The sequence below is a fragment of the Motiliproteus sp. MSK22-1 genome, assembly GCF_001968815.1.
Taxonomy (GTDB): domain Bacteria; phylum Pseudomonadota; class Gammaproteobacteria; order Pseudomonadales; family Balneatricaceae; genus Motiliproteus.
In genome coordinates this window covers 1-15,768 of record NZ_MIEQ01000079.1, presented here as the reverse complement: position 1 = coordinate 15,768, position 15,768 = coordinate 1, and the positions used below count along the sequence as shown (strand labels likewise).

Below are 15,768 nucleotides of genomic sequence, written 5' to 3'. Positions count from 1 at the left end.
ACAATTTCAGCTATTTGCTTTCGCGTCTGGCCCTGTCCAAAGAGCCGAATAGCCAAGTCTCGATTGTGTTGTTGTATTTCAGAAGATAGCTTGCGGGCATCAGTTTTATTCATACCCGGCAGTGTACCATAATTCGTCTATTTGTACGCCGGGTTAATAACTCAGAATGCTCTTAACTGACTGTCCGTGGAAACGGGGTAAAACCACCTTGCAGATAGAGTAGTGCATTCCTATTGCTTGAGTCCACCAACGACAGTTTGAAGTCTCGTAAATCATCGTAATACCCAGGATGGAGTGGTAGTCTCTGATGAGAAATCTATTCTGAATCGAAAAAAGACATATAGCGTCTCATAAAGGCATAAGTTAGCTACACGATCCTCTCAATATGTCGATCAACAGCAACAAAAGGTGCAGGTAACAAATAATGATTCGATGTCATCTGTCGCGCTTCATGGGAGAGCGCAAGATGAAGGTTGTCGATGTGGCGCGGGAAACTGGGCTCAATCGCAATACCGTTACGCTGCTGTATAAGGAAATGGCCCAGCGGGTCGACCTCGACGCGATAGAAAAACCATGCAGATCGCTTGGCTGACAAGCGCTTGATTTACTTGAACTTTGTGACGACTAGCGTTAATTGAATCGAATATATGGATTGTTCTCCGCGAGAGCGCATAAGGAAGGTAAATGTCAGAATTTAACGAAGATACCCGTGTGAAAATTCCAGCCATTCTTCACCTCATGAAGCTTGGCTACGACTACTTGTCGCTGAAGGATCAACAGTGGGATTTGGATACCAATATTTTCCCTGAGTTGTTTAGCAAAGCGATTGCAAAGATTAACCCAGGGATTGATTCGGCCGATATCAACCGTTTGCTTGAAGAGGTTAAGCTGCAGCTAGACAACGAGGATTTGGGGCAAGCTTTTTTCGAGCAACTAACGAATCGCTCCAACACTAAGCTGATTGACTTCGAGAATTTCAATAACAATAGCTTCCATGTTGTTACAGAACTTACCTATCAGAATGGTGATGAAGAATTCCGTCCGGACATTATTCTGTTGATCAACGGTATGCCGCTGGTCTTCATTGAGGTAAAAAAGCCTAACAACCGCAAAGGCATCTTGGCTGAGCGTGAGCGCATCGATAAGCGCTTTCAAAACAAAAAGTTCAAGCGCTTCGTTAACATCACCCAGTTCATGATCTTCTCCAACAATATGGAGTACGACGATACTGATCCTGAACCGATTCAAGGTGCATTTTACGCCAGTAGTTCTTACCACAAACCGGTGTTCAACTACTTCCGCGAGGAGGAAGTACTTAACCTAACAGCGCTGCTCAAGCCTCTTTCTGACGAGGACGAGCTTCTAATTCTGAAAGACAACAACAAAGAGGTGATTCGTAGTAGCCAAGAGTTTCAGGTCAATAAAGACCCGAATCGGCCCACCAATCGAATCTGTACCTCTCTGGTCAGCAAAGAAAGATTGGCCTTCATTTTGCGCTACGCATTGGCTTACGTATCAGAGACGGATGGCTTGCAGAAACATGTGATGCGCTATCCGCAGTTGTTCGCCACTAAAGCAATTGAGAGCAAGCTTAGCGAAGGCGTTAAGAAAGGGATTATCTGGCATACCCAAGGTAGCGGAAAGACGGCGCTAACCTACTACAACGTGCGGTTCTTAACTGATTACTTCCAAACGCAAAAGGTTGTACCGAAGTTTTACTTTATCGTAGACAGGCTGGACTTGCTTCAGCAGGCGAAGCGCGAATTTACCTCTCGTGGCTTGACCGTACATACCATTAATTCTCGCGAAGCCTTCACCAAAGATATCAAAGCCACCCTGGTTATTCATAATCACTCTGGGAAACCTGAAATCACAGTGGTGAATATCCAGAAGTTTAAGGATGACCCGAATGTGGTGTCCACCAAGGATTACGATGTTGTCATTCAGCGCGTCTACTTTCTGGATGAGGTTCACAGGAGCTACAACCCTAAAGGCAGCTTCTTAGCCAATCTGGACCAGTCAGATAATAACGCGATCAAAATCGGCCTAACCGGAACACCTCTGTTGGGTGACGATTACAATTCTCGCGCCTTGTTTGGTGACTACATCCATAAGTACTACTACAACGCCTCCATTGCTGACGGTTATACCCTGCGCCTGATTCGAGAAGAGATAGCCACCAATTACAAGATGGTATTGCAGCAAGCCTTAGCGGATGTTGAGGTGAAAATGGGTGATGTAGACCGCAAGCTGATCTACGCTCACCCAAGCTTTGTCGAACCCATGCTCGACTATATCGTCTCTGACTTTGAGACAAGTCGAGGTGCGATGAACGATGCAACCATCGGGGGCATGGTGATTTGCGACAGTTCAGAGCAAGCCAAAGGGATGTTTGATCTCTTTGAAGAAAAGTGCGCGAACAGAAAGGCTACTCAGGAAGCAAGTAATAGCGCGACATACGAGTCTGCGAAGGTGGCTGAATCTGCACCCTCATACCAGGCAGCTAGAAAGGAGCAGAACAGGGCTAAGAGTGCCGCTTTGATCCTGCATGACATCGGTACCAAAGACGAACGTAAAGATTGGGTAGAAGACTTTAAAGCAGGGAAAATCGACTTCCTGTTTGTTTACAACATGCTGCTCACTGGCTTTGATGCCAAGCGCTTGAAGAAGCTCTACTTAGGCCGGGTCATTCGTAAGCACAACCTGCTGCAAGCCTTAACGCGGGTCAACCGAACCTATAAGGATTTCCGTTTCGGCTACGTTGTAGATTTCGCAGACATCCAAAAAGAATTTGAGGAGACCAACAAGGCCTACTTTGACGAACTGCAGTCGGAGTTAGGTGATGAAATGGAGCATTACTCCAATCTGTTCAAGTCTCAGGAGGAGATCGCTGCTGACATCGAGCATATTAAAGATGTGCTGTTCCACTACAACATTGAAAACGCGGAAATATTTTCGGATCAGATCAGTCAAATTCAGGATCGAGAAACCCTACAAGCGCTGAAGAAGGCGCTAGGTGATGCGAAAAGCCTGTACAACCTTATTCGCTTGCAGGGTGTAACCCATTTTCTTCAGGATTTAGACTTCGCCAAGCTAAATGTGCTTTATCGGGAGGCGAGCAACCATCTGGACCTGCTTAATCTGAAAGAAGGTATAGAGCAGGGTAAAGATACCGCCAATCTGCTGAATGTCGCGTTAGAGGACGTTATCTTCAAGTTCGTTAAGGTGGGTGAAGAGGAACTAGTTCTTGCTGACAAGCTCAAGAACACCCTCCGTCAGACACGCGAAGCGCTTGCTGGCAATTTCGACCAACAAGACCCCAGGTTTGTGACCCTCAAAGAAGAGTTAGAGCGCCTCTTTCAGAAAAAGAATCTCAGCCAGGTTTCCCAAGAAGAGATGGCGGCGAATATCGATGCGCTGAACAAGATTCATGCGCGTGTCAAAGAGCTGAATCGCCAGAACAACCAGTTACGCGAAAAGTACCAAGGCGATGTGAAGTACACGCGTATCCACAAGCGCTTGCAAGAGAATGGCTCGATAAGCGAGCCAGAGCGGCGGATATTTGAGGCTCTTAACGCCGTCAAGCTGGATGCTGATGAACAGGTGCTAAACAATAGCCAAATTTTGAATAACGAGAGTTACTTTGAACGACAGATGATGCCTCTCGTTATTAAGCGTTTCAAAGCTGAACAAAAAATACAACTGAACGCCGACGTATCAAGATACATAAACCACCTGATCGTCGACGAATACTTAAAAGAATTTAATGCCGGAGCACGTACGTGGTAGAACTTGAGTTCCAACAGAAAACAAAGGCTTTGATCGATAGCCTAAAAAACATTTGTGCTAGTTATGGGTTAGGCAATGACGGTAATGAGTTCAAAATCATTACCCAGACCTTCTTGTACAAGTTTCTTAACGATAAATTTGCCTATGAAGCGAAAAAAAACGATGAGAACGTTGCTAATGCTACAAGCTGGGAAGAAGCGCTTGTCCAGATGGATGAAGATGAGCTGGAAATGTTGCAGCTTCAAATGGGCGGCGACACAGCACGATTGAAGCCACACCATTTCATTAGCTATCTGTTTAGTCATCAAAACGAACCGGATTTTGCCAAACTATTTGACGATACGTTGATAGACATTGCGACTACCAATAACGAAGTGTTTGCAGTAAAAACCGATGGTGGCGCGAAGGTGGTTTTGTTCGACCGCATCAGTCAGTACATTGCCGACGAGTCCAAGCGCGACGCATTCTGTCGTGCCATCATCAATAAGCTAGTTGAGTTTAGCTTTGAGCGAATCTTTACTCAGAAGTTTGATTTCTACGCCACCATCTTTGAATACCTAATCAAAGACTACAATAGCAACTCTGGCGGTAAGTATGCGGAGTACTATACCCCGCATGCCGTAGCCCGAATCATGTCCGCCATCCTGGTACCCAGGTCACAACAAGGCAAGGTGAAGAACGTCAGTTGCTACGACCCGTCGGCGGGTTCAGGTACTCTGTTGATGAACGTGGCGCACGCCATCGGTGAGAACCGCTGCAGTATCTACACCCAGGATATTTCTCAGAAATCATCCAATCTGTTACGCCTCAACCTGATCCTGAACAACCTCGTGCACTCTATCCCTAATGTGATTCAGGGTAATACGATGCTGCATCCGTACCATAAAGACGGTAGCGAACTGAAACAGTTTGATTACATCGTCTCAAATCCGCCGTTTAAGATGGATTTTAGTGATTTTCGCGATGATCTAGACAGTAAAGAGAATAAAGATCGGTTCTTTGCAGGTATCCCGAAGATCAAAGCCAAAGCCAAGGACAAGATGGAAATCTACCAACTGTTCTTGCAGCACATCATCCACTCACTTAAGCCTGGTGGTAAAGCGGCGGTGGTAGTTCCTACAGGCTTTATTACTGCTCAGACAGGTATTGATAAGAAAATTAGACAGAAATTGGTTGATGACAAGATGTTGGCTGGTGTGATTTCTATGCCATCCAATATTTTCGCCACTACAGGTACTAACGTTTCTATCCTGTTTATCGACGATAGCAACAAGGGTGAAGTAGTACTGATCGATGCATCTAACCTCGGCGAAAAAATTAAAGACGGGAAGAACCAGAGAACAGTACTGTCGCAGGATGAAGAGCAATGGGTTATCGACGTCTTTAACGGAAAAGAGGTTCATGATGACTTTTCCGTATCTGTTAGCTATGAGGAAGTTGCAGATAGGAATTACTCTCTGAGCGCTGGCCAGTATTTCGATGTAAAAATTGAATATGAGGATATGACCCCCGAGCAGTTTGAAGAGAAGATGAAAGAATTCACTGGGAATCTTGAAGGTCTTTTCAATCAGTCTCGCAATCTTGAAAAGGAGATAAAAGAGCAGTTGGCAGGGTTGAATTATGATCTTTAATTCATCTAGATATAATGGTAATTGGCAAGACAAAAAATTATCGGAGCTTGGTGAGTTTCGACGCGGTAAGTCTAGGCATCGGCCTCGCAATGATCCAAAGTTATTTGAAAATGGGACTTATCCTCTTGTTCAAACAGGCGAAGTAAAGTCTGCAGATTTGTATATTCGTACTCACGAGGCTTGTTATAACGACTTTGGTTTGGCGCAAAGCGCTATTTGGCCAGAAAATACTCTTTGTATAACAATTGCTGCGAATATTGCTGAAACCGCCTTGCTCGGTTATCCCATGTGTTTTCCAGATAGCATTGTAGGATTCAATGCCGACAAAGATGAGTCATCAGAGCTTTTCATGCATTATGTTTTTACATATATAAGGAAAGCAATTCAAAATTCAGCCAGCGGCAGCATACAAGACAACATCAATATAGATTACCTAACGGGTTTGAATTTCAAAATACCCGACAAGCCTTATCAGGATAAAGTGGTAAAGGTGTTGTCATTAATTGATAATAAGATTGAACTCAATCAACGCATCAACAATGAATTGATGGCGATGGCAAAAAGCCTGTACCAATACTGGTTTGTACAGTACGACTTCCCAGACGCTAACGGAAATCCCTATAAAACCTCTGGTGGAAAAATGGTTTACAACCCAAGTCTGAAACGGGAGATACCGAAAGGGTGGGGTGTAAGCTTCTTATCTGAATTCATGAATTGCAATGCTAATAAGCTTGGTAAGAATCATGACTTAGAAGAAATTAAATATTTGGATACTGCCAGTCTAACCGAGAACGTAGTTGGCGATTTGCAAAACCTTAAGTTTGGTCGAGATAATATCCCTAGTCGAGCAAATATGGTGGTTAAAGAAAATGATATTCTTTACTCGACAGTTAGGCCAAATCAACTTCACCACGGTATCATTAAGCAGCCGACAAAAAACATGATTGCTTCGACAGGCTACGCAGTGCTTTCTCATAAGTCTGATAGTTTGCTCAATGTTTTTTTCTATCTTTGTATTATTGCTGAAGAAAATATACAAAAACTAATTAAGATTTCCGAGTCTTCAAAATCGTCATATCCATCAATTTCTCCTGAGGATGTTTTGAATATCAAAATGGCTTTGCCTAAAGAGTCTTGTCTTCTTGTAAAGCTAAGCAAGCTACTCAATCCTATTTTTGAAAAAATGTCTGAAAATCAGCTAGAAAACAAAGAGCTTTCTAGGCATAGAGATTGGTTGCTCCCCATGCTGATGAACGGCCAGGTTACAGTAAAATGATAAATGCCGCATTTCGGCTTTTGCTGACCTTCAATGCCACATCGTTGCTGGTAATCATTTTCCTGGTACAGCAAGGTCACACGCTGGGTAAGCTTTATCCCGGCTGTTCATGGTTAGTGGCGTTACCGAATGCGGCTTCTTATCTGTTTTATGTCCTGGTGCCGGTCTTGTTGACAGGGCTGAGCATCCTGCTGAGTTCCTGCTTGGGTAAAGATGAGTTTAAACAGGGTGAGGTGGAAAACATCGAACATGTAAATAACAGCTTTCTTCCCAGCTATCTTGGCTATTTTTTTGTGGCTTTGAGCATTGGCAATTGGGAAACGCTGGTGTTTGTATACGGTATTCTTTTTGTTTTCACCTTCTTGTCTCAGGCCCTTTATTTCAATCCGTTGTTTTTAGTCTTTGGTTATGAGTTATACAACATAAAGACCACGAGTGGATCAGCAGTTTTTCTGATCAGTCGTGAGAAATACAAGAAGCCTGAAGAGGTCGTGATGCCTACTGCATATAGGATCAATAATTACACCTTTATTGAGAAAGATTAGACATGGATCATGTTTTCGCAAAAGTAAAAGGACTTCGTAAAAATCCTTTTTTCAAGATGATATCGGATTGTACGCTGTTTGAACCTGTTGCCATCAATTTAGCTGGTTGTGTTGATTACAACCCTGACCACAATTTGGATGAAGATGCGTGGTTCAAGATAGATCAGTTCAGCCAGAAAGGTTATTGCATTGATCTTCTTAAGAATGACTTTGACTCAAAAGACTATGCTGATTTGACGAAGGCGCAGTTCGCCAAAATCTCTTATCTTTTCGCTGTTCAAGGCGATGATTTCTACTTCCAGAAAATCACTCCTTCTTTGTTCATGAAAAAGAAGATGATTGGTTTTGGAGAGTGTGCTGAAATCGAAGAAAGTGGAAGTCGTTTGGTTATCAATTCCCAGCCGGATGCCATTTATATTAAAGCCTTCGATACTCTGGTATTCAGAAGTCTTGCGACGATATCAAGTATATTTAAGAGCATTGATTCGCTTTATAAAGAAGCAACGAATGCAGAGGTAGAGCAGTTCTTGGATACATCGTTTATTGAACTCACCAATGAGTACGATGTTACTAAGGTTTCCAAACCCAACCGGAAGCGAGTCGCGCTTGCCATGGCGACGCTTGATTCCATGTCCGATCAAGACAAAACGAATATGCTCACCTATATCGATGGCTATTGTAAGCAACAATTGCAATTCGATAAGAAGAACAGCAAGTTAGAAATCTCTTCAGATAATGACCTTAAACTGCTGCTTTATGGAATCGAGCAACGTTTTTACACCACTCCGTTTGGGCAAGAGAAACGCCTGGCTAATTCGGTGCAGTCTCTAGCCTAGTAGAGGTTTATTTCAAAGCTTTGTAATACTCTGAACGAACTCGTCCTACAACGGATATCAAAGGGCAAGATGATGGATCAACAAGTTCAAAGCCGTATCTCTGGTTCTTACACCGCGAATCTACTCGGTAATATTCGTAGCCACCTAGCGGGACTGCAGGGCTACGACGTGATGGCGCTGGAGCTGATCCAAAATGCGGATGATGCTAAAGCTGAATCGATCATTTTCGACATCACCGATGAGGGGCTTCTTGTCCGCAACAGTGGCGAGTTTTCCTATTGTGGGGATTTGAGCAAGCCTTGCCAGGATTTCGTTGAGACCAACTATAGGTGTGACTATCACCGGATAACCGATGTTGGCAGCGGTGGAAAACTTGCCAAAAGCGAAAATATTGGACGCTTTGGTATAGGCTTTGTCTCAACCTATCAGATTACGGACCACCCTGAAATTCGGTCGTCAGGCATCAAGCTGACTCTACAGCCAGAACAGGGCGCATGGGCAATAGAGCCACACGACGAGCCTTATGGAACATCGTTCTTTCTGCCCTGGGCTAAAGACCCCAATGCTGAAGCGCGGCTGGAACTTGGTGTGTCGCATGTCAGCGCTTCCCATATCGATCAGCTTGCTGAAGACTTTCAGTCCGTGCTTCGCAAGAGTCTGTTATTTCTCCGATACGTGAAGAAGGCTGCGGTATACCGAAATGGGACGCTGTTGCTTGGTTGTGACTTGGAGCGTGACAGTGGCTCCTCAGAGCTTATCGCTACCTTTAAGCCGAGTGGAGATATAGAGCGTTGGCACATCTTGCGCGCCGATGCGAGCGAGGCGGCTAAAGAGCTTTATGAGGACTACCCCAATCTAAAATCGCTAAACCGAAGCCCCCTGATCAGTATCGGCTTACGAATTGACCCCGAGCCATTGGTAGAGGGGCTTCTTTACGCCTTCCTGCCTACGGAACAGTCGACTGGCCTTCCGTTGCATATCAACGCAGATTTCTTTCCAGAGGCTGATCGCAAGGCTGTCATCTTTGCCGGCCATCAGCATGAGCAAGCCTGGAATGAAATGCTCATTGATTCCGCTGCTGCGGAGCTGGCTAAAGACCCTGAAGGGCTGCTGCAGATGCTTGGGCATGAGCGTTTTTGGAAGATCATTGCCAAGGTTTATGATCTCTACTCTAAAGCTTCGAACCACCCCTCTTGCTTCGATCAATTCTGGGATCGGATGCATGCTTCAGCTTCCCAGCTACCGATCGTTTTGGCGTTAGATAATACCCTTCAGCGCCCTGATCGATTGATCCTGCCGAATATTGCTTTGGACGAAATGCAGGCAAAAGCTTTGCTGCAAGTGAATGGGCGTACTTATGCTCCTGCATTGCGCCCGTTTCATACTGTCCTTAACCAGCTTGGGGCGCCGATTCTTAAGATCGAGCTCTTGGTTGACCTGATTTCGTCCTCGACCAGAGAGTTGCCTGCACGAGGGACGCAGGTGGACCAAGATTCTCTTGTTCAGTTCTACAAGCCGCTATGGGGTATCGTTAATGATCTCCTGCCGGAGAAGGTTGTGCTCCCCAATACGCGGGCGGTAGTAGAGCGTTTTAAGTCATTGCCTGTTCTGGTGACTGTCGATCGGTACGTGGTCACCGTAGAGCAATCGCACTTTTCACCGCTGCAGATAGATGCTGCCAGAGCCGCACAATTGCTGCCTCGTCTTGCAATTGTTTCCCTCCAGACATGCCCTTTTACAAGAATTACTCGCCACATAAAGGAGCTTAACCTTGAAGGGGTTACGTCACATATCAGCTCACAGAATGAGTCTGGTGAGTTAGCCAGAACTATTAGTACAGAACCCAGTGAGCTGAGAGACCTGTACACCCTCTTTGCAGACCTAGATCGCCTTGATTCATCTGATATGAATGTTTACGAATCTCTTCGTGCACTCCCGATTTGGCTATCTGGTCACAGTCTGATTTCAGCAACCAATGCGCTGCTGCCTGGCAACTTTACCGACCCTACTGGTCAAGCTGAGTTACTGGACGCATCGGCTCTTTCAGAGGCTGCAAGGGACTTTGTGTCGCTGAAACTGGGTGTGAGAACCCAAACAATTGAAGCATTTGTGGAGAATGTATTACCAACTTTTTTCAATGACGCAGGTCCTCTCGACGCGACGAAACATAGTCAGTTGATTGGTGAGTTGGCAGCACATCCCACGCTTGTTAACAATGAACATATTCGAGAGTTGCTGGGGGCTCTCCCCTTGGTTCCCACCCAAGATGGAGGGTGGTCTCAGCCAACGGAGACCTACTGGCATGACAAGCAATTGGTCGCCGTTCTTGGGGACCGGTTGCAGCTTTGGTTAGACGTTCGCCGTCTTCCAGATGCGCGTTCAGTTCATCTATTTATCGACAGTTTAGGAGTTCGCCGATCCCCAAGCGCGAGTCATTTGGTTGAGCGGATGTTGGATATCGCCAATAACAGGAAGCCGACCGAAGATGCGAAGCGTGCTAGCAGCGAAGCCTTTTATGCTTTGTGCGACAAATACGACGAGTGGAAAGACTCCTCAGCATTTCAGGAAGCCATTGGGGCCTTATATTGGGCCGACTGCTTTCCTGCCGAGGAGGATGCTGAGGAATGGCATGCAGCGAACACACTTTATGCTCCATTTCGTGCCGAGGCTTTTCGTTCTCAGGTCAATATTCTGGATTTTCGTAACACGAGACGCCTGAATACTGACTTTCTAGATGAGTTGGGTGTGACGCGTAATCCAGAGACTAGCGTAGTTATTGATCACCTAAAGCATTGCATCGAAACTTCACAGCAGCCTCATATCAACACTTATCGAGTACTCAACGAACGCGCCGGTAAGTCAGATGCATTGATTGATAGCTTAGCAGGAACTCCTTGCATCTATGTCGAAAACCAAGAGAAGTTTGTAAGACCCAACCAGTTGTACTGGATTCCTCAGCAGCTCGGACGTTACGCATACCGAATTCCTGGGACTTACGAAGAATTTAAACCCTTGTTCAATGCAGTTGGGGTGAAAGATGAGCCTGAAGGAACTGACCTTGTTGATGTTCTTCTTGATATCGTTGGTGGCTTCTACGAACAGTCCGTAGCTGTTACAGGTCAGGATCGCGCGGTTTACGATCTTTGTCTTGAAAGGCTAGCGGAGGCCTTTGAGAAGGGAGAACTGCCCCAGGACGATCTGAGGCGCATGAGGGAGGCTCCCTGCCTGATCAGCTTGAGTGATCTGTTGACCTATCCCGATGAGCTATTGCTGCAAGATAGCGAGTGGCATGCTGATCAATTCAAGGGAGAACTGAACCGGGCGTTATGTAAACCCGTTCCTGAGGTATGGCCGCTCTTGTTTGATATCGGGGTCCGTAGGTTGAGTGAGCTGGCCTACGTTGAGCTGGAATATTTTGATGGGAAAGAGCATCACGAAGCAGGCCTGGCGGAGGCTCTTGCGGAAAGGGTAAATGTGATTGCCAGGTTGCTTCACGATAAACCGACTCTAGTGAGGAAGAAGGTTCATCAAGCTCTCATTGGTTTAGAGGCGATTAGTTATGATCTTGTGCGTATTCAGGCTTCTGTTCATATTGGAGACGACCTAGTCTCGGCCCCTCCTGCCTCCACACAAGCATTCTATGACATTGAAACGGGACGATTGATTGTTGCCCGCCCGCTCAATAAACGAAGTTGGGCGTATATTTTAAGCGCATTATTTCATCAATTGATGCCCGAGGAGCCGGGGGGGGAGATTTCGCAACTAACCTTGAATGCACGCTCCTTGATTGGCATGGAGGCGGAGGAAGGGCATCAATGGCTGAATGATGCGGGATTCCCACATGTTCACATTGCCGACTCTGAGGCCGTGGTTGAAGATTTGACGTCGCCTGATCTTGATGAAATCGGTCATGGTTCTGAATCCTCAGAGCACGAAGAGGTGACTGACACGCTTCTGGAGACTACAGAAGAGTCCAATAATGACGGTGCGGTATTAGAAGGTGGGCCTTCAAAGGATCAACCGCATCGCCCGAATGAAGCTAAGAAATCAGGGAGTGATGGTAAGGAGAGCCAGCCTTCAGGCACTAGCCAAGAACCAGGGGGGCAGTCTGAATCCTCTGGAACTGGAACTGGAACTGGAACTGGAACTGGAACTGGAACTGGAACTGGAACTGGAGTTGGAAGCTACTCTGGAGGGGCTAAGCCTTCGAGCAAAGGCAGACATCGAAGTAACCTGCCGCGGCCTAAGCACAAGGAGCAATGGGATAGACGCCTGCTCTCCTATGTCCGTCGCCTTGACGAATCTTTGGATGCAAATGACGAAAGCCAAGGATTATCTACACACAATTTAGCCGTTGAGGCCGTAGCCCGTGAAGCAGTATGTGCCTATGAGAGCGAACGTGGTCGGATTCCTGAGCAGAAGGCCCAAACACATCCTGGATATGACATCGTCAGTTATAGCCCTTTAACTGGTGAAGAACGTTTGATTGAAGTTAAAGGGATCAACGGTGAGTGGAATCAAACGGGGGTTGGACTATCGAAACTCCAGTTTAGCAATGCTCAAAATTATGGTGACCGATACTGGCTATACGTGGTCGAGTATGCGTCCGATCCCGAGCTTATTCGTGTTCATCCGATCCAGAGCCCTGCATCTCAAGTCACTGCATTTATGTTTGATGGAAACTGGAGGGATGCGGTGACTGACGAGCAAGCGGACCCGACAGCCTTTTTTCTACCAGGAGCACGGATTAACCATCAGGATTTAGGGGCTGGAGTAATCCAAGATGTGGTTGTGCGAGGCTCTACCAAGCTTTTAACAATTCAATTCGATGGAAAGCCTCAGGTTACTCCCAATGTGACGTTAAATTTACTGCGAATGCGGGTCGAGGAGACTGTCGATGTCTGAAATGATACCCAGCCTTACTGAGCGACAACTGAAAGAACTCCCTTCTAATGCTGAGGCTAAGTTATACCGGGCGCTGCGAGACAACCTACCACAAGACTATGCCGTCTTTTTTCAAGTAGGTTGGATTTTGCGTCGTGAGGATGACCAGGCAAGGGATGGAGAGGCCGACTTTTTAGTTTGTCATCCTAGCCATGGCTATCTATGCATCGAGGTGAAAGGAGGAGGTATACGTTTTGATGCTGCGATTGGAGAGTGGTTCTCTGTAGACCGTCACAACCAGCAGCACTCGATTAAAAACCCTGTTGGGCAGGCGCTTAGAGCGAAGTACTCCATATGGTCGAAGCTTTCTGAGCAGCCTAGCTGGCGGCAGCTACAGCTTAGGAACGTTCTACGAGGGCACGCGGTTTTTTTCCCGGATATTGGCAATAAGCGAGCACTGAGCCGGCCAGATAACCCCGAAACTTTGATCGGAGCATCCCAGGACTTGGTGGAAATCAAGAGCTGGGTCGATAAGGCGTTTGGGTACTGGGGAGATGATGCGGGTAGCTTCAGCCCTTTGGGAAATAGGGGGGTTGATGTCATTCGCAAGATTTTCGCACGTTCGTTCTTCGTTGCTCCGCTGGTATCTTCGCGTCTCGCCGATCAGGAGGCTCGGAGGCTGGAGCTCACCAATGACCAGGTCCGAGTTTTAGATTTCCTGCGCTCTCGTCGCAGAGTTGCTGTGAGTGGTGGCGCAGGTACTGGAAAGACGGTGTTAGCTCTAGAAAAAGCTCGACGACTGGCAAGAGAAGGCTTTAATACTTTGCTGACTTGCTATAACCGGCAGTTGGCGGATCACTTATCGGCGATCTGCTCTGATGTTGGCAACTTGGATGTGATGAGCTTCCATCAGCTCTGTTATGGCCGGGTTGATAGAGCTAACAAGTTATCGGGGCGTGATCTAATCAGCGAGGCAAAAGGTACCTATCCGGGACAAAACCTTTACGATGTTCAATTGCCAAATGCCTTCTCATATTCGTTAGATGTCTTGGAGGACCGCTACGACGCCATCGTTTGCGATGAGGGTCAGGACTTTCGCGAGGAGTTTTGGGTCCCACTGGAGTTGTTGCTGTCAGACTTCGACAACAGCCCACTGTACGTGTTCTATGACGACAATCAGAACATATATGCGCGTGCAGGAACCTTTCCCATAACTGACGAACCGTTCACCCTAACGACTAACTGTCGTAATACAGCTCCGATTCACACTGCTGCGTACAAGCATTACAAAGGTGTGCCGGTTAGTCCGCCAAAGCTTGAGGGGGACGAGATACAGTTTGATGCAGCCCCTAGCCGGAGCGTTCAGGCAGCCAAAATCAATGCCAGAATAGTGGACCTTATTGCTAACCAAGGGGTTTCGGCTGGCGATATCACCGTGCTGATCGTTGATGCGCTAAACAAGGCTGATTATTACTCAGCTTTGCAGCGCCTCCCCTTGCCAAAGCCAGCGGTATGGCTTCAGGAAGGCCACCGGAACGCTAATACTGTGCTTATGGAGACTGTCAAACGGTTTAAAGGACTGGAGTCCCCGATTGTTATCTTATGGGGGCTAGATGCTATCGATTTATCTGCCAATGACGAGCTTCTGTATGTCGGTATGAGTCGAGCTAAATCGTTGCTTGTGGTTGTGGGTACTTCGGCGACTTGCGCATCATTTCAGTAGTAGAGTATTCCTGTTCTGAGGGGGCCGGCGTTTAAAGGAAGTCTTAAAGTCGAAGATTTGGATTGATCAGGTTCTTTAGTTTTTTATATTAGGTGGAATTTATGGAAGAAATGAAATCCGGTTTTAGAAAAGCGTACTCAGCTAAAGAGGCAGCGTATTATTATGTAGGCCTTAATATCAAAGATAAGAAGTCGGATTGATAAAGAGCTGGCTTCTCTTCAACCTTCTTCGGACTCAGAAAGTATTAGTAAATATCAAGAATTATTAGAAAAGCTTAATTTTGCGGATGAAATATATCGATCTCTTCGGATTGAAATTGGTGCACTTATAAGGGAAGGAGAACCTACAGAGTTAGAATTATATGGGTATTCCCAAAGCAAGGTGAGAATAACAAAAGAAAGAGGGTTAATTACAACCGCACACTTGTTACTCGAGAAAGTCTCTATCATTGGTGTTTACTGAAAGAGCTAGATGCTGAGAAATTCAAAGGTCCTGCTGATGTTATTGCTCCTGTATTGACTGGTGATCTAAAGCAGATTGAACAGTTGCTTAATGGAGAGCACCCCTGCCAGGCAGAAGAGCTAAGGATTAGTATTCAGTCTTGGCTGAAATTAGCCAGTAAAGAATCTATACAAAAAGGAACGAAAGGAAGCGGTATTACATCGGTAAGCGGTAAATAAACCCCACCTGTTACCAGGGCTGCTCGCCAGCTAAGGTCATGATCTCTGAATTAAGGAGATCATTATGACTGCCAATGAACTGAAAGCCCTTCGAGAGACCTGGAAACAGCATCTTGATACGTGGAAGCAAAGTGGCCAGTCCCAAGTGGATTATTGCCGTAAACAGGGACTGAAATCTCATCAGATAAGCTACTGGAAAATGCGCCTCGTAAAGTCCAAGCCATCAGCTAAATTGATTCGTAAGCGATTGAGGAACCCATCTTGATTGGGTGGGTTTGTTATTCTAGGGTAGTTGGTTTTCTGTAAACTAGGACTCAGCTAAAGCCAAGGGTAAGTTGGGTTAGCGCAGCGTAGTAAGCGATTGAGGAACCCACCTTGATTGGGTGGGTTTGTTATTCTAGGGT

9 protein-coding genes are annotated in these 15,768 nt (G+C 46.2%); all 9 read left to right on the top strand.

Annotation, left to right across the window (positions count from 1 at the left end):
- The first annotated feature begins 424 nt into the window (after positions 1 to 424).
- The 9 genes from BGP75_RS22455 to tnpA all read left to right on the top strand — a co-directional run bounded on the left by BGP75_RS22455 (position 425) and on the right by tnpA (position 15,629).
- Positions 425 to 592 (top strand): helix-turn-helix transcriptional regulator, encoded by a 168-nt coding sequence (locus tag BGP75_RS22455; protein ID WP_076721172.1) that lies wholly within the window; start codon positions 425 to 427, stop codon positions 590 to 592.
- A gap of 92 nt (positions 593 to 684) precedes the next feature.
- Positions 685 to 3,789, top strand: a complete 3,105-nt coding sequence (locus BGP75_RS22450; protein WP_076721171.1) for a type I restriction endonuclease subunit R — start codon at positions 685 to 687, stop codon at positions 3,787 to 3,789.
- On the top strand, positions 3,783 to 5,420 hold the full coding sequence (locus tag BGP75_RS22445) for a class I SAM-dependent DNA methyltransferase (RefSeq protein WP_076721170.1): 1,638 nt from the start codon (positions 3,783 to 3,785) through the stop codon (positions 5,418 to 5,420). The genes BGP75_RS22450 and BGP75_RS22445 overlap by 7 nt, the downstream gene beginning before the upstream one ends.
- Positions 5,410 to 6,696, top strand: a complete 1,287-nt coding sequence (locus BGP75_RS22440; protein WP_076721169.1) for a restriction endonuclease subunit S — start codon at positions 5,410 to 5,412, stop codon at positions 6,694 to 6,696. Before BGP75_RS22445 ends, BGP75_RS22440 begins: the two co-directional genes overlap by 11 nt.
- Positions 6,693 to 7,241 (top strand): hypothetical protein, encoded by a 549-nt coding sequence (locus tag BGP75_RS22435; protein ID WP_076721168.1) that lies wholly within the window; start codon positions 6,693 to 6,695, stop codon positions 7,239 to 7,241. Before BGP75_RS22440 ends, BGP75_RS22435 begins: the two co-directional genes overlap by 4 nt.
- Positions 7,242 to 7,243: 2 nt before the next feature.
- Positions 7,244 to 8,077: an ATP F0F1 synthase synthase gene (locus BGP75_RS22430; RefSeq protein WP_076721167.1), complete on the top strand. Its 834-nt coding sequence runs from the start codon at positions 7,244 to 7,246 to the stop codon at positions 8,075 to 8,077.
- 69 nt (positions 8,078 to 8,146) lie between these two features.
- Entirely contained in the window at positions 8,147 to 12,982 is a 4,836-nt protein-coding gene (locus BGP75_RS22425; RefSeq protein ID WP_233153005.1) for a DUF3684 domain-containing protein, read from the top strand.
- Positions 12,975 to 14,684, top strand: a complete 1,710-nt coding sequence (locus tag BGP75_RS22420) for a DEAD/DEAH box helicase (protein ID WP_083704986.1) — start codon at positions 12,975 to 12,977, stop codon at positions 14,682 to 14,684. Before BGP75_RS22425 ends, BGP75_RS22420 begins: the two co-directional genes overlap by 8 nt.
- 744 nt (positions 14,685 to 15,428) lie before the next feature.
- On the top strand, positions 15,429 to 15,629 hold the full coding sequence (gene tnpA, locus BGP75_RS22415; protein ID WP_076721165.1) for an IS66 family insertion sequence element accessory protein TnpA: 201 nt from the start codon (positions 15,429 to 15,431) through the stop codon (positions 15,627 to 15,629).
- Positions 15,630 to 15,768 lie beyond the last annotated feature (139 nt).

What these genes read in the sequence shown, in the direction of transcription:
- BGP75_RS22455 (WP_076721172.1), top strand. Translation starts at nt 425, where the DNA reads ATGATTCGATGTCATCTGTCGCGCTTCATGGGAGAGCGCAAGATGAAG.
- BGP75_RS22450 (WP_076721171.1), top strand. Translation starts at nt 685, where the DNA reads ATGTCAGAATTTAACGAAGATACCCGTGTGAAAATTCCAGCCATTCTT.
- BGP75_RS22440 (WP_076721169.1), top strand. Translation starts at nt 5,410, where the DNA reads ATGATCTTTAATTCATCTAGATATAATGGTAATTGGCAAGACAAAAAA.
- BGP75_RS22435 (WP_076721168.1), top strand. Translation starts at nt 6,693, where the DNA reads ATGATAAATGCCGCATTTCGGCTTTTGCTGACCTTCAATGCCACATCG.
- BGP75_RS22430 (WP_076721167.1), top strand. Translation starts at nt 7,244, where the DNA reads ATGGATCATGTTTTCGCAAAAGTAAAAGGACTTCGTAAAAATCCTTTT.
- BGP75_RS22425 (WP_233153005.1), top strand. Translation starts at nt 8,147, where the DNA reads ATGATGGATCAACAAGTTCAAAGCCGTATCTCTGGTTCTTACACCGCG.
- BGP75_RS22420 (WP_083704986.1), top strand. Translation starts at nt 12,975, where the DNA reads ATGTCTGAAATGATACCCAGCCTTACTGAGCGACAACTGAAAGAACTC.
- tnpA (WP_076721165.1), top strand. Translation starts at nt 15,429, where the DNA reads ATGACTGCCAATGAACTGAAAGCCCTTCGAGAGACCTGGAAACAGCAT.